Source organism: Psychromicrobium xiongbiense, assembly GCF_030271165.1.
GTDB lineage: Bacteria > Actinomycetota > Actinomycetes > Actinomycetales > Micrococcaceae > Renibacterium > Renibacterium xiongbiense.
Window position 1 is genome coordinate 401,186 of the sequence record NZ_JASSZH010000009.1, and the last position, 20,740, is coordinate 421,925.

The following is a 20,740-nucleotide window of genomic DNA, read 5'->3' on the forward strand; positions in this document are numbered from 1 at the left end:
CCGGAGGTCTGCCTATGCCCACCATTCCCCTACTTCCTCAGCCGGGTGGCCCTAAATTTGACCAGGACCGGCGCCAGGAGCTGGCTGCGGCGTTTCTGAGTGGCGGGCAGACCTATGACCGGATCCGCCCCGGCTATCCCGAGGAAAGTGTGGACTGGCTGGTTCCCTCCGGCACCGGAGCCCTGGATGTGTTAGATCTGGGAGCCGGGACCGGGAAGCTCACCGGAGCCCTCCTGGCCCGGGGGCATCGGGTCGTTGCGGTGGATCCCTCCGAGGATATGCTCGCCCAGCTACGGCTCAGTCTGCCCACGGCACAGGCTCTGTTGGGAACCGCAGAGGCGCTGCCGCTGGCAGATGGCCAGGTGGACTCGGTGGTCGTGGCCCAGGCCTGGCACTGGTTTGATCACCAGGCGGCCAGCGCGGAGATCGCCCGGGTACTCCGCCCCGGCGGGCGCCTGGCCTTGATCTGGAACCAGCTTGACGTCACGGTTCCCTGGGTCCACCGGCTGTCCCGGATCATGCATGCCGGCGATGTGCACCGCACCGGCGTCGACCCGCAGGTAAGCCCGCAGTTCAGCCCCGCGGAGCATCAGGTGGTTCTCTGGCAGCAGAGGCTCACCCCGGAGGAAATCCTGGAACTGGCAACCTCCCGCAGCTACTTTCTCCGTGCTGGCACCAGGGACCGGGAGCGGGTACTGACCAACCTGCGCTGGTACCTGTATGAGCATTTGGGCCATACCGTGGGCGAGAATCTGGAACTGCCGTACCAGGCGCTGTCCTGGAGGATGACGCTCCGCCCCCAGCGGTAGAACCGGGGCAGTAGAGCCAGGCAGTAAGAGCGGGCTACCTTGATTCATAATTTCGGCTTGCCTTAAATTAATGTCGAGGTATCCTGAATCTATGGATCAGACGACCGCGCCTCCCGCGCCTGATCAGCGCCGACGACGGCTCATCTTCCCCCGGCAGCTGCTCCTTCTAGGCCCCGCTTTCGTGGCCGCCATCGCCTACGTCGACCCGGGGAACGTGGCCGCAAATCTCACCGGCGGTGCCCGCTACGGCTATCTGCTGGTCTGGGTCCTGATCGCGGCAAACCTTCTGGCCATGATGGTGCAGTATCAGTCAGCCAAACTGGGTCTGGTCACCGGGAAATCGCTCCCGGAACTCATCGGAATGCGGCTCCACCCGTGGGCACGTCGGAGCTTCTGGGTCCAGGCGGAGCTGGCGGCCATGGCCACCGATCTGGCTGAAGTGATCGGCGGCGCCATCGCACTCAACCTCCTGTTCGGCCTCCCACTGGTCTGGGGTGGCCTGATCATTGGGCTCGTGTCCATGGGCTTGCTGAGTGTACAGAACCGCTATGGGCAACGTCGGTTCGAAGGGGTGATCGGGGCGCTGCTGGCCGTCATCACCCTGGGGTTCCTGGCCGGGCTGTTCGTCAGTCCGCCCGATCCCACGCAGCTCGCCGCCGGGCTGCTCCCCCGTTTTGACGGACCCGGTTCAGTGGTGCTGGCGGCCAGTATGCTGGGTGCCACGGTCATGCCGCATGCCATCTACCTCCATTCAGCACTGAGCCGGGATCGGCATCGCCCGGCCAGTAGCACAAGGCAGAGCAGCACAGCCCCCAGCGCCCCGGTACTGCACCGGTTGATCCGGGCGACGCGGCTCGATGTCGTCCTGGCCCTGGTCCTGGCCGGCGGCGTCAACCTGGGTATGTTGCTGCTGGCTGCCTCTGCCCTGCAGGGGCAGAGCGGAACCGACAGCATCGAGGGCGCGCATGCGGCCATCGCGGCCCATCTGGGCCCCGCGGTTGCCGGGGTGTTCGCCATCGGGCTGCTGGCCTCCGGCCTCGCCTCCACCTCGGTGGGTTCCTATGCGGGCGCCGTCATCATGGGAGGCCTGGTGAAAATCCAGATGCCGCTGCTGGCCCGACGCGCGATTGGCCTGATTCCGGCTCTCGTGGTGCTGAGCCTGTCCATCGATTCCACGCAGGCGCTGGTGATCAGTCAGGCGATTCTGAGCCTGTGCATCCCCTTCGCCCTGATCCCCCTGATCCGGCTCACCTCGAATCACACGGTGATGGGTGAGCACCGGGACGGGCTGGCATTGCGCATCGCCGCCATCGTCGGCGTGGGGTTGATCGTGGCGCTCAATCTTGCCCTGGTGGTGCTGACGGTATTCTGAAGTCGTGAAACCCTCGGTCCATTCCTCCAGCGTGGAAGACTACGTCAAGGTCATCTACGCTCATACCGAGTGGCAGGACAAGCCACTGAACTCCAGCCAGCTGGCCCTCAAACTGGGAGTGGCCAATTCCTCTGTCTCTGAGATGGTCCGCAAGCTGGTGGAGCTGGGGCTGGTGGATCACCAGCCCTATGCCGCGGTCAGGCTGACTGCGGTCGGCTACCAGCTGGCCCTCTCCATGGTGCGCCGGCATCGTCTGATTGAAACGTTCCTGGCCCGGGAACTGGGTTACAGCTGGGATCAGGTTCATGATGAGGCGGAGACGCTGGAACACGCCGTCTCCGAGCGGTTCGTGGACCGGCTGGCGGAACGCCTAGGTAACCCGGACCGCGATCCGCATGGCGATCCGATCCCGGGTGCCGACGGCGTGATCACCATTCCGACTGCCCATCAGCTGACGGTCCTGGATGCCGGACACCAGGGACAGATCACCCGGATCAGTGACGAAAACCCACTTCTGCTGCGCTACCTCGAACAGGAACGGATCACTCTGGACTCCGCGGTGGAGGTGGTGGGGCGCAAACCCTTCGGCGGTTCGCTCGTGGTCCGCCTGGAGGGTCAGGATCATCAGTTGCGTGAGCTGGATGTCAGTGACGAGGTCGGCTCGGCGCTCTGGATCGCAGACACCCGCGAACACGTAGGATGCACCGTGGGTACCTCTCGTGAGCCGTAGCGGTCACTGGCCGCCGTGGCGCGCCTGGCTCGCGGTCGCCGTCTGCGCCTTCGTCGGCACAGAAGTGCGCTACGGGCTTGGCCTTCTCTTCCCGGAGGGCTCCGGTGGACTCCCCTGGACCACCCTGACGATCAATGTGGTCGGCGCGGCCGCCCTCGCCGCTCTGACAGGCTACTGGAGCATACGGGCTGCGAGATGGTGGCTGAGAGCTGCCCTGGGACCTGGACTGTTGGGCGCCTTCACCACGTTCTCCGCCGTGGTCTATGCCGTGAATCAACTTGATTCTCAGGGCTCCATCCTTCTCGCGGTGACGTATCTGCTCGTCACCCTCGTCGCAGGCCTGGCAGCTGCCGCCCTGGGCCTCACCGCGGGCCAGCACTGGGCGCGGCAACGGCAGAGCCGGCAGGACAGCCTCCCTGCGACGTCGGAGACGGCACGATGACGGCACTGCTCATCGGGTGCGCCGGCATGCTGGGCGGGTTGCTCCGGTTCGCTGTGGATGCCCTGTTCGCCCGCGGCGGCAGGTTCGCACCCGGTCGGCCATCACACTGGCCGCTGGCCACTCTGGTGGTGAACGCCATCGGCAGTTTCATCATTGGGGCCGCTGCCGGGCTGACTGCCTCAGCCCATCTTTCCGAGCAGGCCCACACCGTGCTGGCCACGGGCTTCGCCGGTGGACTGACGACCTTCAGCTCCTTCGCCGTGGCAACGGTCAGCCTCTGGCGTCAGGGGCACCGATGGCGGGCGGCAATCAGCGTCGCCGCCAATCTGGCGTTGGGCCTGGCCCTCGCCTGGTGGGGCTTCAGCCTGACGCACCACTGACGCTGTGCTCATTCATCCTGAACCGTGCGCTGCTCCACCGAGTTGCTGTTCAGGACCTTAAGACTGCGGGCGTCCCGGTCCCAGCCAGAATTCCAGACCGGTACTGAGTGCCGCCACGATGATCAACGGAATGCCGAAGAGGGGCCAGCCCACAGAAATCAGGCCAATCCCCGCCACGACGAAGAGCAGAAGTGCGGCCAGCGGTTGGAGCGGCCAGGAGAGCCGTCGCCGGGCCTTCGGTGCCAGGTAGAGGCCCCAGAGCAACACGACGACGGCCACTGCCAGAATGCCGAGGAGCAGGCCCCAGGGGAACGCCAGGCTCTTCCAAGCGATGAAGAAGGTTGCCACCAGAAGGGCGACCTCCAGCGCAAACGCCAGAATGCCATGCGCCAGTTTCAGGTTGGACCGTTGACGCCTTCTCCCCACAGGCAATGCCCCCACTCATCGTCCCGCCCACGGATACACCTCGGGCGATCTCGCTCAAAACGCTCTTGATCGAATCCTAGCAACCGGAACCCGCTCCCCCGTGCAGTGCAGGGCGGGGTACCGGAGCCGAATCGACATTTCCCGCAGTCGCTTAGTCCGCGCCACCCCGGAAGTGTTAGATTCCTAGCAACAACTATGATCCGGTGATCCGCAGATGTATCACCGGCGATGTGGGGCGTGCGGAAAGAGGGGCAACGGTGATCACTGCCGATAGGGCTGTGATGGGTCAGCGTCGAGTGTTGGGGCGCGCGGGTGCCTTGTTGTCCTCTGTGTTGTTGTTCATCAGCCTCGGCCTGGTCTGGTTCAGATTCGGTGGCGGTTCCCGCGGGACGACCATCGATTCCACCGGTTTTCAGGTGCTGCTCAAGAGCTTCGGCATACCTCCCGGCCGCACCAGTGGGTTCAGCTGGAACAGTTTCCTGGCGGGCGGGCTTCCGTTCATCGTCATCCTGTGTGCCGCCGTGGCACTACTGCTGCTGGTGATGGTGCCAACGGTTCGCTGGGCCCGTCCGTTGAGCGTCATCCTGGCCGCGCTGGCCATCCTTGCTCCTCTGAATATGGCCCTGTTCACCTTTCTCTCCCCCAAAACCACCAGCATTCAACCGGCGCTGTGGTTTATTTTCGTGGCCGCCGTGACGGGACTCTGCGCCTCCATAGTGATGGCGGAATCGGACAGCAGCACGACCCCCGGCGAAACGAACCGTGACGATGCAACGGGCTCCGAAGGGTCCGGAACCGCCGAGGATGAGGACCAGGACGAGGCGCTCTGAGCGCCAAAACGCGAACGTTAACGGGAAAAGCACCTGCGATCGCAGGTGCTTTTCCCGTTAACGTTCGCGAAACGCTGTGGTTCGCGAAACGTGGAGATGGGGGGAATTGAACCCCCGTCCGATGTCGTGTTGCCAGGGCTTCTCCGGGCGCAGTTTGCTTCGGTTTTTCTCGGCCCCAGCGATCATGCAAACAAGTCGCTGCCGGGCCCAGCCGTCTAAAAGTCCCTTGTAGCGCAACGGCAACGCTACAAAGCAGTGGCTCTCTAAATGACGCCAAGATCCGGGTAGAGAGCATTCCCGGCTTGACGGACCGTCAGGCTGCTTTAGGCAGCGAGAGCGAAGTCAGTGCGCTTAGAGTTGGCACTTATTGGTTTTGCAGAGAGCGTTCACGAGATAACCCTGCATCCTCGGCCCGCGTCACCTGTCGCGACTAACATCGTCGAAACCTGTCATCCCCGTATGTATTTATCAAGGCCACCGACTCTACCTCATTCGCTGGTCAGTTGCTACAGCAACCCCGACTCGGCTTTTATTTCCAGCACCTTCAGAGCTGCCGCGTCCAGCTTATCGGCAAAGGAGGGATTCGAGACTGCGCGGTTCAGCAGGCCCTCGTAGACCTCCTGCACCTTGAGCTGATTGGTACACAGGACCATGGTCCCACCAGCGTTGAGGAAATTGACCCCGCGATCCTGCAGTGCGAAGGATCCCAGTTGCGCTGCGTCGCAGAGGTCGTCAGACATGACGACACCACGGAACCCAAGATCCCCGCGAAGCATGCCCTGGATCACCGTCGAGGAGAACGGCGCAATGTTGTTGGCATCAATCGCCGTGTAGAGGGCGTTGGAGACCATGATCCAGCGATTGCCGGTATTCACAGCGGTCTGGAACGGCTTGAGGTAGGGATCACTGCGAGTGGTGACCGCATCGACGACGTTCGCAGCGGTGTCGGTATTGGCCTTGACCCGCCCCAGACCGGGGAAATGCTTCACAACGCTCTGGACACCACCGTCCTGCCAGCCTCGGGACGCCGCCATGCCCAGCGCGGAGACTGCGTCCGGGCTGAACCCGTACTCACGGCCGAAATGGCCGATGGGCGCGTTGAGCGGTGCAAAGGTCGGCGAGGGAACCACATCCAGCACGGGGGCCAGGTTCAGATTTACCCCAGTCGCCGCCAGCTGCTGCCCCCAGACCATCGCCTGACTGTGCAATGACTCCGGCCCCAGGGAGCTTTGTTCGATGCCGGAGGGGATCACGGAGAAGCCAGGCCCGGTCATCGTCTGCACCAGGCCACCCTCCTGATCCGTGGCAATGAACTGCTTGATCCCGCCTGTGCTGGCCTGGCCAACCGTTGCTGCAACGGCGGCTGCAACCTGTGCTGCAGCCGCCACTCCGCCGTAGGAACGGCCCTTCAGGAAGACGTTCCCCACGTGCAGAGTGGTCAGCGCATACAGACTCGCCTGATCTGCCCCGATCACCGGGGCTGAGACCATCAGCACTTGCCCGACTTTTTGTTGAAGCGTGAGTGTGGCCAGTGCCTGCTGTGCACGCCCCAAGGCGGAGGGAACCGCCGTTTTCCCCGGGCCGGCTGACGGGCCGGGAGTCGGGCTGGCTCCCCCTCCCAGGACGCCGCTGGTGGGCTGCTCGGTCGCACCGATGGACGGCGTCGGGCTGGCGTCGGCACTGGTGGAGACGGCCATCGGCAGGCTGGACGAGCCGGTGCTGCCAGGGTCCTTACCCGGCTGGCAACCGGTGGCAAGAAACACGGTCAGCAGGCTGGTGACCGCCAGCAGAGGAAGCAGTCTTCTACGACGCATCGCTGGTCCTTCCCAGATGCGCCTGAGTGAGCGCTTCCAACTCATCATCGCTCAGCGCGTCCACCTCAGCGCGTTCCCGGCGCTCCGTCCGGGCAAATCGCATGACCAGCAGAATCAGCAACGGCAGGTCCGCAGCCTCGGCCACAAACCAGAGCCAGTCCCCGGCAAGTTGCTGGTCCCTGAGAGCCTGGGGGAACCAGGGCCGGGGCAGCGTGCCAGGTGCCGGTCCGACGCCATCGAGCACGGTGTCCGCCAGACGCAGGAAGATCCCCGGGATCGCGTCAGCCAGCAACTCAATAAAGGCGAAGAGGAACTCGAGCAGCAGCACAGCACTCGCCACCCGTTTGGTGGTGGATGCCAGCGGTAACACCATGGCCAGACCGAGCAGCGGGGTCAGTACCGAGCCTGCAGCCTCAAAGCCGGGGCTGAGCCGCATGAAGCCCGCCAGCGGCGTCAGCATGAGGGAGAAAAGAATCAGACCCACCAGAGGGGCGACGACGGCGTTCCCCAGGACGGCCAGCGGCCAACGGACGATTCGGGCCAGCTGGCGGCGCAACTCTCCCTGCGGGATGGCCAGTCCAGCCAGCCGCAGTGGGTCGCCCAGCGCCATCAGGAGCGGGATGACAAAAAGCAGGAGGGCAAACTTCAGAACGAATGCCCAGCGCAAGGCCCCCGCATAAAAACCCAGGAACCCACAACTGACCACCAGGTACCCTCCCAGGCCCAGCAGAAGGAATGCCAGGGTGCGCCAGAGTGGCCAGTCCGGGACTCTGGCCCGGCCCCAGAGATAGAGCCCTCCGAGGAGGACAGCGAGTAACACCGGCCAGGGAGCAAAGCCCCAGGTACTGAAGAACTCGGCCGCGGAGGGCATTTAGCCCAGGTTCTTTTCGCGCATGGCACGCAAGGCTTCCCGGTTGTCCTGAGCCTCGCGTAGCGCCTGGCGCTTGTCGTACTCGCGCTTGCCCTTAGCCAACGCCACCTCGACCTTGGCACGACCATCCAGGAAGTAGAGCTGCAAGGGCACGATCGTAAAACCGGCCTCACGGGTCTTGTGGGCGATTTTGGTCAGTTCCGCCCGGTGCAGGAGGAGTTTGCGGCGACGACGAGCACTGTGATTGGTCCAGGAACCATTCAGATACTCCGGGATGTAGACGGCCTCAAGCCACAATTCATCTCCGTCGAAGCTGGCAAACCCATCGGTGAGATTCGCGCGGCCTTCCCGGAGCGACTTCACCTCGGTTCCCATCAGCGCCAGACCTGCCTCGAAGGTGTCACCAATGAGGTATTCGTGCCGGGCCTTACGATTGGTGGCAATGACCTTCCGGCCGGTTTCCTTCGGCATGGTGACTCCTTTCGCGGCATGGACGCCCAGTACACGGCAAACAGCGCTGCGATGTATGGCTGTTCCGGGGCTTAATCATGCTACCGCGCCGGAAGCAGTAACAGCGGCAGTAGGCGAATATCGGGTGACAGCGCCGGCGACAGCCTGCTCAGAGCAGCGGTGCCGGGTCCACCACTTTGCCGTTGAGCCAGGTCTCGAAGTGCGCGTGGCAGCCATTGGAGTTGCCGGAGGTCCCGGTGTAAGCGATCAACTGCCCCTGCTCAACGTGCTGGCCCACCGACACCACCACAGAGGTGTTGTGGTAGTACATGGTGGTCAGGGCGTTGCCCTGAATCACACCGTGCGAGATCTGCACTCCATTGCCACCGCCGTTATTGAACCAGCCTGCGCCCACCACGGTCCCGGCCGCAGCGGCATACGCCGGGGTGCCACACGGGGCGTTGAAATCTACTCCGGAATGCAGATAGGAGCCCGTGCCGTAAGGGTCAATGGTCCCCGGCGGGGTGGCCCGCCAGCCGAATCCCGAGATGATGTAGTACCCCGGATAAGGATTGGTGAGCCCAAAAGCGGACGGGCTCCCCACCGGCGCCGGAACATAATTATTGTTACCCCGTGCGGCGGCAGCGGCACGCTGTTGCTCCTGCCAGGCGGCCAACTCGGCAGCCTGACGTGCAGCGATCTGATCAGCCACAGCCTGCTGCTTGGCCTTCACATCAGCCAGCTGCGCCTGGATCTGAGGCAATTTGTCGTTGAGCTCCTTGCTCAGGGCCGTGGTATCGCTGAGCAGTTTATCCAGGGAGGCCTTCTTGGCGGCCGCATCGTTCTGAGCGGCCTGCTCAGCCTGCAAAGCTGCGTCCGCCTTGGCTTTCAGATCGACGATCTCCGCCTCGACAGCGGCCAGGCGAGCCTGGGAGTTGAGGTTGGTCGCATTCTGTTGGGTGAGCTTGTCCAGCGCTGCATACTGGCTGCGCAGAGCCTGCTCGGCCAGAGCGACGCCGTCGACCGACTGGATCAGATCACCGCCCAGCAGAAGACTCATTCCGGTGGGCATGCCACCGTTCTTGTAGGACTGGCTGATGATCTGGGCGATCAGCTTCTGTGAATCCTGCGTTTTCTGGGAATCCTGGGCGATCTGTGCCGTGATCTTATTCTTATTCTGTTGCGCCAGATCAACCCGTGCTGCCAGCGAGGACACCTCGGCGGTCGCCGCAGCCACCCGGTTCTGCGCATCAGCCAGCGCCTGCTGTGCCGCAGGCAGCATTCCCGTATACAAGGTCAGGTCTGATGCTGCCTTGGCGATTCCGGCATCGACGAACTCCAGCGAGGACTGCACCTGGGCTGCCTGCTGCTGAAGCTGTTTTGCCTGGTCATCCAGGTTATCGGCACGTGCCACAGTGGGCGTCATGGCGGGAATCAACATCCCCACGGCCAGGCCCAGAGCGGCGGCCGCGCTCCAGAAGCGAACGGAGCGGACAGCCCTCCGCCCTGCGGAGCGTGGATTCTGTGCGGTCATCGGATTCTGATTCATTGCCTGCCTCTACACCTTCACCCAGCGGCGCAGCGTCAGCCAGGACGACAGCCCGGCCACCACCACGCTGATGGCGAGCAGCACCGGCGCCACCCACCACACTTGTTCCACCGTGATATACGGCGTCAGTGGGCTCGCGGGCTGAAGATTCCCCTGGACCAGCAGCACCACCACGAGCCACAGACCCAGAATGGCCAACAGAGCGCCAATCACGGCCGAGATCACGCCCTCCAGAATGAAGGGCAATTGGACCACCGTTTTCGAGGCACCCACCAGACGCATGATGCCGGTCTCCCGCCGACGGCTGAAGGCGGACAGTCGGATGGTGGTCGCCACCAGAAGGAAAGCGGCCACGGTCATCAGAACCGCGACAATGCCGGCCGCAGCCGTCCCGACGTTCATCCATTTGAACAGGCCCTCCAGCAACTGGCGCATATCGACCACCTGGTCAACGCCATCAACCGAGGAGAAGGCCTCTTTGAAGATCGGGAATTTCTCCGGGTCCGCCAGACCGATCCGGAACGAGGAGGGCATCTGGTCGACCGTGAAGGAGTCGACAATGGGTGAATCCTTCATCTGGTCCTTGATATGGACCAGTGCTTCCTGCTGGGTCTCAAAGGTGACGCTCTTGACGTACGGCTTGATCGCCGGGCTGTTGAGCAGTGCCTGGATGTTCTGCTTCTGTGCGTCGGTAACCGGCTGACCGTTGCAGGTGGGAGCCACGGAGTCCTTGCCACACAGGAAGATGGACACCTGGATCTTGTCGTACCAGTAGCCCTTCATATTGGTGATCTGGGTCTGCAGCATCAGCGCAGCACCCACGAAGGCCAGCGATACGCAGGTCACCAGCACCACCGAGATGACCATGGAGAGGTTGCGGCGCAGGCCGGAACCAATCTCTCCCAGAATGAATCCGACCCTCATGCCTGAGCCTCCGATGCCTTCGCAGGGTCCACCTTCGGGATCATCGAGGTGTACAACGCCTTCGCTTCGTCCCGGACCACCACGCCACCGCGCAGCTCGATGACTCGCTTGCGGTACTGATTGACGATGTCGTCATCGTGCGTGGCCATGACCACCGTGGTGCCGTTCTGGTTGATCTTGTCCAGCACCTTCATGATGCCCAGAGAGGTATCCGGATCTAGGTTTCCGGTTGGCTCGTCGGCCAGCAGAATACCCGGTTTATTGACGACGGCGCGGGCAATGGCCACACGCTGCTGCTCACCACCGGAGAGCTCGTGGGGCATCCGGTTTTCCTTGCCGGAGAGGCCCACCGTTTTGAGCACCTCGGGGATGGTCTCCCGGATGACGCTACGGTTCTTGCCGATCACCTGCATCGCAAAGGCGACATTGGCGAACACCGTCTTCTGCGGGAGCAGACGGAAATCCTGGAACACAACGCCAATGCCGCGCCGCAGCTTGGGAACGCGCCAGGAGGAAATACGGGCAACGTTCTGGCCGGCAACGAAAACGGTGCCGCTGGTGGCTACATCCTCCTTGAGAACCAGCCGCAGGAAGGTCGACTTTCCGGAACCGGAGGCGCCCACCAGGAAGGCAAACTCGCCCCGATCGATTTCCATGGAAACCTTGTCCAGTGCGGGCTTGCCTTTGCGGTCATAGACCTTGGTGACAGTGTCAAAACGAATCATGGCTCTCACTACCCAGCAGCACCGGAGGCTGGGTCAGGGGTCGAGGAAGAGTCCTCCGGCTGTACCGACTATAGGCATCAGGGGCCAGGTAAACCCGGGACGGCACCCGGTGTGTCGGCTTTTACGGCAGGACCTTGCCAGCTGCCGGGGCCTCCGGCATAGTCGACATCAGCAGGTGCAGACCGCTCTCGCCAAAGGCCTCGACGAGTGCGCCCAGAAGGAGAAATCCATGTCGGCTCGATTCGTGTACTGGATGAATGTTTCGCTCGATCTCCGGATCGAACACGCCGTCAACGAGCAGGGTGGCGGGAACTGGATGCGCATTGGCGAGTCCCTGCATCGCGAGTTCAACGCGCGAGCACGGGCGATGTCCCTGATGATCGAAGGCCGGGTCATTTACGAGACGATGGAGGCCTTCTGGCCTGCGGCAAGGCACGACGAGTCGCTCCCAGATTTTCTCCGAGAATACGGTGAAATCTGGACCTCACGGCCCAAGGTTCTCGTCTCCAACACCCGCACCACGGCGGACCACTACACCCGGATTATCGGCGGCGAGACAGTCATGGAGCAACTCGCTGAGCTACGTGCGCAGTCGGAGGGCGATATCGGCGTCGGCGGCGCAACCCTGGCCACAAGCCTGCTGACAGCGAATCTTCTCGATGAGCTCCTGCTCTTCACCCACCCTGTCATTCTGGGCGAGGGTCGCCCGCTTTTCGATGATCATGAGGTACCAGTGGAGCTGGACCTGATCGAGCAGGCATCCTTTGAGCAGGGCGTGACGATGCACCGGTATGCAATCCGCGGTGCGGAGCAGAACTAGCCAGGCAGAGCTGGCCAGCCGTGGGGCGGGAGGCTGCTGTTCCCTGGTTGAGCTCAGACTTCCTCTGCATTGCGCCGGTTGGCGCGCCAGCGGATGCCTGCGTCAATGAAATCGTCGATGTCGCCATCGAGCACAGCCGAGGTGTTCCCCACTTCATGCTCGGTACGCAGATCCTTGACCATCTGGTAGGGGTTGAGCACATAGGAGCGCATCTGATCGCCCCAGCTGGCCTTGACGTCCCCGGCGAGTGCCTTCTTCTCCGCGTCCTCTTCCTGCTTCTTCAACAGCAGGAGTCGGGACTGGAGAACGCGCATCGCAGCCGCGCGGTTCTGCAGCTGCGATTTCTCATTCTGCATCGACACCACGGTGCCGGTGGGAAGGTGCGTCAGGCGCACGGCGGAGTCGGTCGTGTTGACCGACTGCCCGCCGGGCCCGGAGGAACGGAACACATCCACCCGGATGTCGCTTTCCGGGATCTCGATGCTGTCCGTCTGCTCGATGAGCGGGATGACCTCGACGGCGGCAAAGGACGTCTGACGGCGGCCCTGGTTGTCGAAGGGGCTGATCCGGACCAGGCGATGCGTTCCGGCTTCCACGCTCAGTGTGCCGAAGGCATAGGGTGCCTTGACCTCAAAGGTCGCGGACTTCAGACCGGCCTCTTCCGCGTAGGAGGTATCGAGAATGGCGGTGGGATAGCCATGGCGCTCAGCCCAGCGCAGATACATCCGCATGAGCATCTCAGCGAAGTCGGCGGCGTCCACTCCCCCGGCACCGGAACGGATGGTGACCACCGCTTCGCGTTCATCGTAGTCTCCGGCCAGGAGAGTCACGATTTCCAGCTCCTCCAGCGCCTTGGCCAGTGAGGAAAGCTCGCGTGTGGCTTCGGCGAGGGAATCGGCATCGGCCTCCCCCTCCGCCAGCTCCACCAGCACCTCAAGATCGTCGATCCGGCTGTTCAGCGTCTCCAGCCGCTCCAGTTTGGACTGCGCGTGGGAGAGCCTGGACGTCACCTTCTGAGCTGCTGCCGGATCGTCCCAAAGGTTGGGCACGCCAGCCTGTTCGGAGAGCTCCTCGATTTCGGCTCGCAGTGCCTCAGCATCGATCACCCGCTCAATGGAGTCGTAGGTGCCGCGCAGTTCGCGGATTTCCGCTGGAAAATCGATGTCAGCCATGATCCTCAAGCTTAGAACATCTGAGGCGGCGCTCAGTTCCCGGGCTAACGCTGAAGTCGCGGCCGTGAGGTGCTGGTAGCCGAGATCTGGATGCCCGAGGGAAGGAAGATGCTCAGGATGGGCGGATGTACCACGGCGGCGTAGGTCACCGTCGCGGTGGTTCCGTCCGAGGAGCCGGTGTCCGCGCCGATTGCAAACTGGTCGAATCTGGCACCCAGACCCATCTGATCGGCGTACCGACTGGCCATGGCCTGAACGCGTCCGCTCGCGAGCGCAGCATCCGGTGTACCCGCTCCTCCCGTGGAACCTGGCGAGCCGGTTGATCCGGCCGAGCCGCTCAGGGCCTCGAGGGTGAAGCCATCCGCTGCGGCTGCCGAGGCTCCGTCCGCGGCGGAGAGGAGCTTTTTATGTTCCAGGTAGACGGAAGAGAGCGCGACGACGGTGCACACCACCAGCAGGGCAAGCAGCACATACCCGACGATGAGCACCATGGTCTGGCCGTCTTCGCCCTTATTGGTGCGTTGAGCAAGGTGCAGATGGCGTCGGGTACAGCCGCTCATCGGAAGCGTCCCATCACCTGAGCTGCGGTGGAGTCGACGGTAGTGACTGAGGAATTGATCCCCAGGAACGGGATGAGTGGCAGAGGAACTTTCAGACTGACCGTCACGGTGACCATGGAGCCTGCCGCAAAACAGTCCTTCGGTGCACAGTGCACGGCCATGGCAACGTTCTCCCGCGGAAAACCGTAGTCGCGCATGGCCAGCGCGACTGCCTGCTCGGCCTGCCGGGCGGCGTCGTCGGCGGTGCGCGCACTGGCGTAGACCTTGGCTGCCTGATCGGCTGCTCCCACGACGGCATAGGAGCCACCCTGGATCTGGCCGACGGTCAGGATGAAGTAGATCAGGGGGATCAGCAGCATGGTGCCGAGTGTCACGAACTCCACAACCGCGCTGCCGACTTCGGTGTCCTCATGGAAGATCCGGCGCCAGAAGGCTGCCATCTTTTTCACGGTGGCTCTTTCAGCGCTGAAATGCCGCATGCCCAGTCGCCACCAGTAGGCCAGCCGGTCCGAACAGACCAATGAAGGGCAACGGTGCCCGCACCGTGATCTTGAGGGTCCGGACGCCATCGACCATTTCCTCGGAGGCACTTACCTCGCGGGCAAAGGCCGGATTGAGCGCAGTGCCGACCAGATCCTGGGTGCGGGACACGGCCTCCTGTGGGGTCCGATCCATCAGGATGCCGTAGCGGGCGCCGGAGGCCGCCGCGTCAATCAGCGTATTGCGTACATGCAGGACCAGCGCCAGCTGGACGATGGAGAGGAGGATCAGCGTCAGGAGTGCCCCTACCAGCACGAAATCGACGATGGCGCTCCCCCGCTCGGTGTCCCGTGCCTGCCGTACTTCCCCGGCGCTCACCGCGCCATGGCGAGGGGACACGTTACTTGATCCTCGCCATGGCATCGACGAACATCTTCTCCAGCGCGGGGCCGGCAACCACCAACAGGCCCGCCACCAGGATCGCCGTCATCAAGGTGACCATGACCCAGCCCGGGACGTCTCCCCGTTCTCGGTCCTCGCCGCTGTCGATGCGGCGCATCAGCAGGCCGGAGAGCGCCGTGAACCATGCGGTCAGACCGAGCGTCAGACTCAGGATGCTCACCCTGCCGTGAGTGCGTTTGGTGATCATGAGGAGTTCCCTTCCCAGTTGGTGGTCGTCGAGCGCGGTGGGGTTCGGTGCTAGAGATTGAGTTGGAGCAGTTGTAGCCCGGGAAAGGCTGCAAAGATGACCGTCAGAGGCAGGATGCCGAAGACCAGCGGGATCATCATCCCGATCTCCTTGCGTCCGGCCTTTTCCATCAGGTCCCGTTTTGAGAGGTCCCGCACATCGTGGGCCTGGGCGCGGAGCACCTCGGCGAGCGGGGTGCCGCGCTCCACAGCGACGATGAGGCCGTCGGTGAAGCGGGCCAGGGGTGCGATCCGGGTTCGGCGGGAGAAGTTCTGCAACGCCTCGGTCAGCGGGACGCCGCTGCGGGTCTGGGTCAGAATTCTGGAAAATTCCTCGGAGAGATCGCCATTGGAGGCTGCGCAGACCCGCTCCAGCGCGCCGGTGGTACTTTCCCCCGCGCTCACTGCCAGAGCCATCAGGTCCGCCAGAGAGGGGAACTCGGCCAGCATGCGATCTTCGCGTCGCTTGATCCGAACGGAGAGCAGATAATCCCGGGCCAGGTATCCGCACAGCGTGACCGCCAGGACAATCAGGATCGCCAGACCCAGATTCAACCCGGTGCTGGTTCCCACCCAGCTGACCAGCAGAGTGGCGGCCACCAAGCCCAGACCGGCCCAGATCAGCTGTTCAGCTCTGAAATCCACGGGGTTCTGGGGGCTCCCGGCGCGCTCCAGCCGCACTTTCAGGGCCGCGTTGCCCGCATTGAACCGGGCAAACCAGCCCGAGGCATCTTTCAGCAGAGCACCGGCCAGGCGTCCGATCGGGCCGAAAAGGGTCAGACTTTCCTCGTTGTCCAGCAATCGGGAGGCCGTGGACAACGATCTAAGCTGTGGCTCAATGCGGTCGCTGAACCGCGGTCGCCTCATCCATGGCAGGCGAACCAGCATCAGCCACAGGCCCGAACCCAGCAGAAGGCCCAGGAGTATGGCGACGGCGCCGGTGAGAGTCATTTCAACACCCTGACTTCCTCCGGCAGGGCGCCGATGCGGAGCATCACGCGATAACACACCGCTGAGGCGGCCAGACCGATCAGCAGCAGGAGCCATCCTGCGGGGCTGTTGTAGGCACTGATCGCCAACGGCTGGGTGGTCAGGAGCAGTAACACGACCCAGGGAGCCGCCACTGCGAGCCGGGCTGCATTGACCGTCCATGACTGCCGGGCTTCCAGTTCGCCGCGCGTGCGGGCGTCCTCCCGCAGAAAGTCGCCCAGGGTTCCCAGCAGTCGGCCCAGATCGGAGCCGCCTACATCCCGGGTGAGCCGCAGCGCCACCATGATCCGGTCGGCCACCGGATCGGCCAGCCGTTCCTTGAGTCGGCCCAGGGCGTCATCGAACTGGCCTCCGGCGCGGTAATCCGCACCGAAATCCCGGAAGAACGGCCGGAGCGGTTCGGGACCTTTGACACCGAGCTGAATCAGCGCTTCCGCCAGGGACAGTCCGGCCCTGATGGCAGATCTGAGGTGATCGACCACGTCCGGCCAGAGTTCGCGCATCACCGCGGCTCTCCGCTTGGCGCGCCAACGGACGATGGCGATGGGCACGTAGGCGCCGAACAGTGCAAAGCAGCAGGCGATGGGGAGGGAAGCGGAAAAGACGAAGACCAACAACAGGGTCACCGCTCCAAGAGCGAGACAGGAGAGGAGGAAGCCAGGAGTACTGATCCGCTCGAGTCCGGCCCGACGGAGCAACGCTCCGATATGGTCCGGGCGCGGTTTTCTGGATTCTTTCCCCGGGACGACCCAGAAGGACCGCCAGATGAGGAACAGGCCAAGACCAGCGCAGATTCCGAGCAGAACGGCCATCAGTAGGCCTCCAACAGCGCAGCCACCTCATAGCCTGCCCGCGCGAACTTCTCTGGGGAGGGCATGCTGCTGGCGACGGGCCGGAGTGCCCCTTCACGAAAGTCAAAGATCGATGAGGTCTCGATCACGCCGTTTTCCACCCGGCGGCCGAGCGAAAGGATCTCGAGCACCTGGCGGCGACCATTCGACTGGCGGCCACAGTGCACCACCAGGTCGATGCAGGATGCAACGGTGGGCACCACGAAGTCGGAGGAAATGTTCTGCCCGGCCAGCAGCGGGAGTGTGCAGAGTTTGGTGATAGCGTCATGGGCCGAGTTGGCATGAACGGTACACATCCCGGAAAGGCCACTGTTCAGTGCTATGAGCATGTCCAGGCTTTCGGCCTCGCGAACCTCCCCGATAATCAACCGATCCGGCCGCATCCGCAGCGCTTCCTTGACCAGCCGTCGCATCGGAATTTCGCCCTGTCCTTCCAGGTTCGCCTGGCGGCACTGCAGCGCCACGACATCCCGGAGCGGAAGCTGGAGTTCAAAGATTTCCTCGATAGTGACGACCCGCTCCCGGGCGCCGATGGTGGCTGAGAGGCAATTGAGCATGGTGGTCTTGCCGGCCTGTGTGGCACCCGAGACCAGAATGTTCAGCCCAGCATGGACCGCCGCGCCCAGAAATCGTGCGGCCTGGTGGTTCAGCGTTCCCAGCTCCACCAGATGCTCCAGCCGCGAGGCTCGGGCGATGAACTTGCGGATGTTGACCGCCCAGTGCTCCCTGGTGATGTCCGGGATGACGACGTGGAGGCGAGAACCGTCCGGCAACGATGCATCGACGAAAGGGCTGCTCAGGTCGATCCGACGGCCTGAGCTTTTCAGCATCCGTTCCACCAGATCTTTGACCTGCTGCGACGTCAGGCTCAGTCCGGTGAGCTCTGATTCGCCGTTCCGCGCCACGTAGATTTCAGTGGGAGAGTTCAGCCAGATTTCTTCCACCGCGGGGTCATCAAGATATGGCTGGAGCGGGCCAAACCCAGCCACCGCGTCGAACACGCTACGCCGGGCGGACTCGAGGTGTCCCAGAGGAGGAACCGCACCGATCAGGGAGCGCTCATCGTAGTCATGCACTGCCGCATCAATCAGCCGGCGTACCTCCACACCCTGGCTGAGGGGGTCGATGCCGCGACGGCGGATCAGTTCCCTGACCTCGTCTTCGACGATGCGAACGGCTTCCATACTGCTGGGCTCCACCTGTGCTTTAGCTATGGTCTCTTGTTGGATTCCAGAGTAGAGGTGGGATCGGGGGCATCACAACCTATTTATGCCGCTTGTGGATAAACATTGGGCAACTTTATTCAGGATCATGGCGGAATTCTGAGTCACATTAGTCACACTTTTCACACTGGCCACTTCTATAACATGACTGTTAGCCTTGACGCGACAACCCGCTCGCCGTGTCGCATTGCGTCCGGTATGCTCCACCACTCGCGCCAGGATCTCCATGTCTTCACGAAGCACCCTGAATCTCGTCCGAGCCGCTTCCATCGCCCTCTGCACAGCGGTGATCGCCTCGGTGTGTTCTGTGGTGGGGCTTTCGTCAGCCGTCGCCGTCAGCAGCACTCCTTCACCGAGCCCCACGCCGACATCGAGTTCTGTAGCATTGCCGACCAGCGCATCCGGTTCATCGGCTGTGGCTTCGCCTCCTACTTCCGTTCCTGCCGCCGGCACGCCCGCGGCTCCATCGGCCCAAGCCGACAGCAATTCCTCCGCAGCCCAGAAAATGCGCAATGCCATCGGGGCCGTGGGCGCGACCATGCAGACGAATGCGGACAAGAAGATCGTCAACATTGCCCCCGGGCAGGGGCCAGCGCCCTCGGATACCGCAGCGCACGCAGATCCGGCACCGACACACGTTCAGGGGCTATCCACCAGCACTGGTGGCAGCGGGGCATCCCGGACAGTACCAGCCGCTTTCAATTCCCTTCATTGGACCCCCGGCTTCGGTGTTCTGGGCCAGGACGTCAGCTACTACCAGGGCAATGTGGACTGGGCCGGCCAGTGGAGCCAGGGATCTCGCTTCGCCTACGCGAAAGCCACCGAAGGTACTTACAGCACCAACCAGTATTTTTCTCAGCAATATACCGGCTCGGCCCAACAGGGCATGATCCGCGGCGCCTACCACTTTGCCAACCCAAGCTGGTCCTCGGGAGCAGATCAGGCGCGCTATTTTGCAGCCAACGGCGGAGGCTGGAGCCCGGACGGTGTGACGTTGCCTCCTGTGCTCGACATCGAATACAACCCCTATGCGGGTAGGACTGATCTTGGCTACACCCCTGGCGACACCTGCTACAACCTGGCAGGTGCACCGATGGTGCAGTGGATTAAGGACTTCGGCGTCACCATGGTTCAGCTGACCGGTCGCCTCCCCATGATCTACACCACTACCGACTGGTGGACCCGGTGCACCGGAAACTCAACCGAATTCGGCAACTTCCCGCTATGGGTCGCGGCTTACCCGAGCTCCCCGAGTACGACGCCGGGCACTCTGCCTGCCAGCTGGCAGCAGTACAGCATATGGCAGTTCAGCAGCGAAGGACCCCTGGCAGGAGATTCCAATGTGTGGAACGGAGACGCCAACGGACTGCGACAATTTTCCACTGTCACCGATGCCCAGGGTGCCATGGCGGCTGAAGCATCCCAGAACGGCTGGCTGGGCGCGGCTCAGACAGGCGTCAACTGCGGATTGAGCACCGGCGGCTGTTACCAGCTCTACGCGAATGGCACCGTGCACTGGCAGGCATTCACCGGAGCGCACGCGACCAAGGCAGCTATCCGGAGCACATGGGCCGCGCAAGACTATGAGAACGGCCGCCTCGGCTACCCGGCCACCGACGAGAACTGCGGGCTGGCCAACGGCGGCTGCTACCAGATGTTCCAAGGAGGTTCCATCCACTGGTCATCGTCAAGCGGTGCCGTGCTCACGACCTGGGGTGCCATCCGGAGCAACTGGGGCAGCCAGGGCTTCGAGAATGGGCGGCTCGGTTACCCGACCAGCAACGGCGAGAGCTGCGGTCAGGTCAACGGCGGCTGCTATCAGCTGTTCCAGGGCGGAGCCATCAACTACTCACCCGCCACCGGCGCCAACATAAGCACTTGGGGCGCGATCAGGAACGCCTGGGGCGCTCAGGGCTACCAAGACGGACGCATGGGCTATCCGACCAGCAACGGCGAGAGCTGCGGTCAGGTCAACGGCGGCTGCTATCAGCTGTTCCAGGGCGGAGCCATCAACTACTCACCCGCCACCGGCGCCAACATAAGCACTTGGGGCGCGATCAGGAACGCCTGGGGCGCTCAGGGCTACCAAGACGGACGCATGGGCTATCCGACCAGCAACGGCGAGAGCTGCGGTCAGGTCAACGGCGGCTGCTATCAGCTGTTCCAGGGCGGAGCCATCAACTACTCACCCGCCACCGGCGCCAACATAAGCACTTGGGGCGCGATCAGGAACGCCTGGGGCGCTCAGGGCTACCAAGACGGACGCATGGGCTATCCGACCAGCAACGGCGAGAGCTGCGGTCAGGTCAACGGCGGCTGCTTCCAGATGTTCCAGGGCGGAGCCATCAGCTATTCGCCGGCCACCGGAGCCCACCTCAGTCCGTACGGGGCCATCCGGACCACATGGGGCAATCTGGGCTTCGAACGCGGGGCGTTGGGCTACCCCGTCACCGACGAACTGTGTTCTCCGGCCACACTCTGCCACCAGGACTTCCAAGGCGGCCGGATCACCTGGTCCTCCACCTCTGGAACGGCGATCACATACTGGTGAGCGGACGAGGCCTCGCCCTGACGGCCTTCTGACGTAGACTGCTGTCGCCCATCGGTCCCCACGGCAGCAGCAGAGCGGTACCGA

24 protein-coding genes and 1 other RNA gene are annotated in these 20,740 nt (G+C 63.3%); 8 read left to right on the forward strand and 17 right to left on the reverse strand.

Features of this window, described 5'->3' with window-relative positions; all coding sequences use genetic code 11:
- The first annotated feature begins 14 nt into the window (after window positions 1-14).
- The 5 genes from QQM37_RS04580 to QQM37_RS04600 all read left to right on the forward strand — a co-directional run bounded on the left by QQM37_RS04580 (window position 15) and on the right by QQM37_RS04600 (window position 3,733).
- Entirely contained in the window at window positions 15-809 is a 795-nt protein-coding gene (locus tag QQM37_RS04580; protein ID WP_285725368.1) for a class I SAM-dependent methyltransferase, read from the forward strand.
- Between the two features lie 91 nt (window positions 810-900).
- Complete coding sequence (locus QQM37_RS04585) at window positions 901-2,181, forward strand: Nramp family divalent metal transporter (protein ID WP_285725369.1); 1,281 nt, start codon at window positions 901-903, stop codon at window positions 2,179-2,181.
- A 4-nt stretch (window positions 2,182-2,185) separates the two neighbouring features.
- The gene (locus QQM37_RS04590) at window positions 2,186-2,911 is read left to right on the forward strand and encodes a metal-dependent transcriptional regulator (RefSeq protein WP_285725370.1); all 726 of its coding nucleotides are present in this window, start codon (window positions 2,186-2,188) and stop codon (window positions 2,909-2,911) included.
- Window positions 2,901-3,353: a FluC/FEX family fluoride channel gene (locus QQM37_RS04595; protein ID WP_285725371.1), complete on the forward strand. Its 453-nt coding sequence runs from the start codon at window positions 2,901-2,903 to the stop codon at window positions 3,351-3,353. The genes QQM37_RS04590 and QQM37_RS04595 overlap by 11 nt, the downstream gene beginning before the upstream one ends.
- Window positions 3,350-3,733: a fluoride efflux transporter FluC gene (locus QQM37_RS04600; RefSeq protein WP_285725372.1), complete on the forward strand. Its 384-nt coding sequence runs from the start codon at window positions 3,350-3,352 to the stop codon at window positions 3,731-3,733. Before QQM37_RS04595 ends, QQM37_RS04600 begins: the two co-directional genes overlap by 4 nt.
- A gap of 57 nt (window positions 3,734-3,790) precedes the next feature.
- Here QQM37_RS04600 and QQM37_RS04605 read toward each other — a convergent pair whose 3' ends face one another.
- Window positions 3,791-4,174, reverse strand: a complete 384-nt coding sequence (locus QQM37_RS04605) for a YrdB family protein (protein WP_285725373.1) — start codon at window positions 4,172-4,174, stop codon at window positions 3,791-3,793.
- A 242-nt stretch (window positions 4,175-4,416) separates the two neighbouring features.
- On the opposite strand from QQM37_RS04605, the gene QQM37_RS04610 reads away from it, so the two are divergent.
- Complete coding sequence (locus QQM37_RS04610; protein WP_285725374.1) at window positions 4,417-4,989, forward strand: hypothetical protein; 573 nt, start codon at window positions 4,417-4,419, stop codon at window positions 4,987-4,989.
- Window positions 4,990-5,077: 88 nt separating this feature from the next.
- On the opposite strand, the gene ssrA is transcribed toward QQM37_RS04610, so the two are convergent.
- The 7 genes from ssrA to ftsE form a co-directional block, all read right to left on the reverse strand.
- Window positions 5,078-5,446: a transfer-messenger RNA gene (gene ssrA / locus QQM37_RS04615) on the reverse strand.
- Window positions 5,447-5,495: 49 nt separating this feature from the next.
- A complete protein-coding gene (locus QQM37_RS04620) occupies window positions 5,496-6,803 on the reverse strand; it encodes a glycoside hydrolase family 3 N-terminal domain-containing protein (protein WP_285725376.1) in 1,308 nt (435 codons plus the stop codon).
- The gene (locus tag QQM37_RS04625) at window positions 6,793-7,674 is read right to left on the reverse strand and encodes a cytochrome c oxidase assembly protein (protein WP_285725377.1); all 882 of its coding nucleotides are present in this window, start codon (window positions 7,672-7,674) and stop codon (window positions 6,793-6,795) included. The genes QQM37_RS04620 and QQM37_RS04625 overlap by 11 nt, the downstream gene beginning before the upstream one ends.
- Window positions 7,675-8,145, reverse strand: coding sequence for an SsrA-binding protein SmpB (smpB, locus tag QQM37_RS04630; protein ID WP_285725378.1), 471 nt, complete (start codon window positions 8,143-8,145; stop codon window positions 7,675-7,677).
- A 148-nt stretch (window positions 8,146-8,293) separates the two neighbouring features.
- Window positions 8,294-9,673, reverse strand: coding sequence for a M23 family metallopeptidase (locus QQM37_RS04635; protein WP_285725379.1), 1,380 nt, complete (start codon window positions 9,671-9,673; stop codon window positions 8,294-8,296).
- A 9-nt stretch (window positions 9,674-9,682) separates the two neighbouring features.
- Window positions 9,683-10,597, reverse strand: coding sequence for a permease-like cell division protein FtsX (ftsX, locus tag QQM37_RS04640; protein ID WP_285725380.1), 915 nt, complete (start codon window positions 10,595-10,597; stop codon window positions 9,683-9,685).
- Window positions 10,594-11,322: a cell division ATP-binding protein FtsE gene (gene ftsE / locus QQM37_RS04645; protein WP_285725381.1), complete on the reverse strand. Its 729-nt coding sequence runs from the start codon at window positions 11,320-11,322 to the stop codon at window positions 10,594-10,596. Before ftsE ends, ftsX begins: the two co-directional genes overlap by 4 nt.
- A gap of 229 nt (window positions 11,323-11,551) precedes the next feature.
- On the opposite strand from ftsE, the gene QQM37_RS04650 reads away from it, so the two are divergent.
- Window positions 11,552-12,142 carry a dihydrofolate reductase family protein gene (locus QQM37_RS04650; RefSeq protein ID WP_285725382.1) on the forward strand — a complete coding sequence of 197 codons (591 nt, stop codon included), beginning with the start codon at window positions 11,552-11,554 and terminating at the stop codon, window positions 12,140-12,142.
- A gap of 53 nt (window positions 12,143-12,195) precedes the next feature.
- Here the strand turns inward: QQM37_RS04650 and prfB are convergent, their stop codons facing one another.
- The 9 genes from prfB to QQM37_RS04695 all read right to left on the reverse strand — a co-directional run bounded on the left by prfB (window position 12,196) and on the right by QQM37_RS04695 (window position 18,624).
- A complete protein-coding gene (prfB, locus tag QQM37_RS04655; RefSeq protein ID WP_285725383.1) occupies window positions 12,196-13,314 on the reverse strand; it encodes a peptide chain release factor 2 in 1,119 nt (372 codons plus the stop codon).
- Window positions 13,315-13,358: 44 nt separating this feature from the next.
- Window positions 13,359-13,874, reverse strand: coding sequence for a pilus assembly protein TadG-related protein (locus tag QQM37_RS04660; RefSeq protein WP_285725385.1), 516 nt, complete (start codon window positions 13,872-13,874; stop codon window positions 13,359-13,361).
- Window positions 13,871-14,314 (reverse strand): hypothetical protein, encoded by a 444-nt coding sequence (locus QQM37_RS04665; RefSeq protein WP_285725422.1) that lies wholly within the window; start codon window positions 14,312-14,314, stop codon window positions 13,871-13,873. Before QQM37_RS04665 ends, QQM37_RS04660 begins: the two co-directional genes overlap by 4 nt.
- A 19-nt stretch (window positions 14,315-14,333) precedes the next feature.
- Window positions 14,334-14,753, reverse strand: coding sequence for a TadE family protein (locus QQM37_RS04670; RefSeq protein ID WP_285725386.1), 420 nt, complete (start codon window positions 14,751-14,753; stop codon window positions 14,334-14,336).
- Window position 14,754: 1 nt separating this feature from the next.
- A complete protein-coding gene (locus QQM37_RS04675; RefSeq protein ID WP_285725387.1) occupies window positions 14,755-15,003 on the reverse strand; it encodes a hypothetical protein in 249 nt (82 codons plus the stop codon).
- Window positions 15,004-15,053: 50 nt separating this feature from the next.
- Window positions 15,054-15,992: a type II secretion system F family protein gene (locus QQM37_RS04680; RefSeq protein WP_285725388.1), complete on the reverse strand. Its 939-nt coding sequence runs from the start codon at window positions 15,990-15,992 to the stop codon at window positions 15,054-15,056.
- Window positions 15,989-16,843, reverse strand: coding sequence for a type II secretion system F family protein (locus QQM37_RS04685; protein ID WP_285725389.1), 855 nt, complete (start codon window positions 16,841-16,843; stop codon window positions 15,989-15,991). Before QQM37_RS04685 ends, QQM37_RS04680 begins: the two co-directional genes overlap by 4 nt.
- Window positions 16,843-18,066, reverse strand: coding sequence for a TadA family conjugal transfer-associated ATPase (locus QQM37_RS04690; protein ID WP_285725390.1), 1,224 nt, complete (start codon window positions 18,064-18,066; stop codon window positions 16,843-16,845). The genes QQM37_RS04685 and QQM37_RS04690 overlap by 1 nt, the downstream gene beginning before the upstream one ends.
- Window positions 18,067-18,138: 72 nt before the next feature.
- Window positions 18,139-18,624 carry a hypothetical protein gene (locus tag QQM37_RS04695; RefSeq protein WP_285725391.1) on the reverse strand — a complete coding sequence of 162 codons (486 nt, stop codon included), beginning with the start codon at window positions 18,622-18,624 and terminating at the stop codon, window positions 18,139-18,141.
- Here QQM37_RS04695 and QQM37_RS04700 point away from each other — a divergent pair.
- Entirely contained in the window at window positions 18,611-20,656 is a 2,046-nt protein-coding gene (locus QQM37_RS04700) for a GH25 family lysozyme (RefSeq protein WP_285725392.1), read from the forward strand. The two genes, QQM37_RS04695 and QQM37_RS04700, sit on opposite strands and share 14 nt — an antisense overlap.
- Window positions 20,657-20,740: the final 84 nt, after the last annotated feature.

Excerpts from the sequence above, each read along its gene's own strand:
- QQM37_RS04580 (WP_285725368.1), top strand. The coding sequence starts at position 15 with ATGCCCACCATTCCCCTACTTCCTCAGCCGGGTGGCCCTAAATTTGAC.
- QQM37_RS04585 (WP_285725369.1), top strand. The coding sequence starts at position 901 with ATGGATCAGACGACCGCGCCTCCCGCGCCTGATCAGCGCCGACGACGG.
- QQM37_RS04600 (WP_285725372.1), top strand. The coding sequence starts at position 3,350 with ATGACGGCACTGCTCATCGGGTGCGCCGGCATGCTGGGCGGGTTGCTC.
- QQM37_RS04620 (WP_285725376.1), bottom strand. The coding sequence starts at position 6,803 with ATGCGTCGTAGAAGACTGCTTCCTCTGCTGGCGGTCACCAGCCTGCTG.
- QQM37_RS04625 (WP_285725377.1), bottom strand. The coding sequence starts at position 7,674 with ATGCCCTCCGCGGCCGAGTTCTTCAGTACCTGGGGCTTTGCTCCCTGG.
- smpB (WP_285725378.1), bottom strand. The coding sequence starts at position 8,145 with ATGCCGAAGGAAACCGGCCGGAAGGTCATTGCCACCAATCGTAAGGCC.
- QQM37_RS04635 (WP_285725379.1), bottom strand. The coding sequence starts at position 9,673 with ATGAATCAGAATCCGATGACCGCACAGAATCCACGCTCCGCAGGGCGG.
- ftsX (WP_285725380.1), bottom strand. The coding sequence starts at position 10,597 with ATGAGGGTCGGATTCATTCTGGGAGAGATTGGTTCCGGCCTGCGCCGC.
- ftsE (WP_285725381.1), bottom strand. The coding sequence starts at position 11,322 with ATGATTCGTTTTGACACTGTCACCAAGGTCTATGACCGCAAAGGCAAG.
- QQM37_RS04650 (WP_285725382.1), top strand. The coding sequence starts at position 11,552 with ATGTCGGCTCGATTCGTGTACTGGATGAATGTTTCGCTCGATCTCCGG.
- prfB (WP_285725383.1), bottom strand. The coding sequence starts at position 13,314 with ATGGCTGACATCGATTTTCCAGCGGAAATCCGCGAACTGCGCGGCACC.
- QQM37_RS04660 (WP_285725385.1), bottom strand. The coding sequence starts at position 13,874 with ATGAGCGGCTGTACCCGACGCCATCTGCACCTTGCTCAACGCACCAAT.
- QQM37_RS04665 (WP_285725422.1), bottom strand. The coding sequence starts at position 14,314 with ATGGCAGCCTTCTGGCGCCGGATCTTCCATGAGGACACCGAAGTCGGC.
- QQM37_RS04675 (WP_285725387.1), bottom strand. The coding sequence starts at position 15,003 with ATGATCACCAAACGCACTCACGGCAGGGTGAGCATCCTGAGTCTGACG.
- QQM37_RS04680 (WP_285725388.1), bottom strand. The coding sequence starts at position 15,992 with ATGACTCTCACCGGCGCCGTCGCCATACTCCTGGGCCTTCTGCTGGGT.
- QQM37_RS04685 (WP_285725389.1), bottom strand. The coding sequence starts at position 16,843 with ATGGCCGTTCTGCTCGGAATCTGCGCTGGTCTTGGCCTGTTCCTCATC.
- QQM37_RS04690 (WP_285725390.1), bottom strand. The coding sequence starts at position 18,066 with ATGGAAGCCGTTCGCATCGTCGAAGACGAGGTCAGGGAACTGATCCGC.
- QQM37_RS04700 (WP_285725392.1), top strand. The coding sequence starts at position 18,611 with ATGCGCAATGCCATCGGGGCCGTGGGCGCGACCATGCAGACGAATGCG.
- QQM37_RS04695 (WP_285725391.1), bottom strand. The coding sequence starts at position 18,624 with ATGGCATTGCGCATTTTCTGGGCTGCGGAGGAATTGCTGTCGGCTTGG.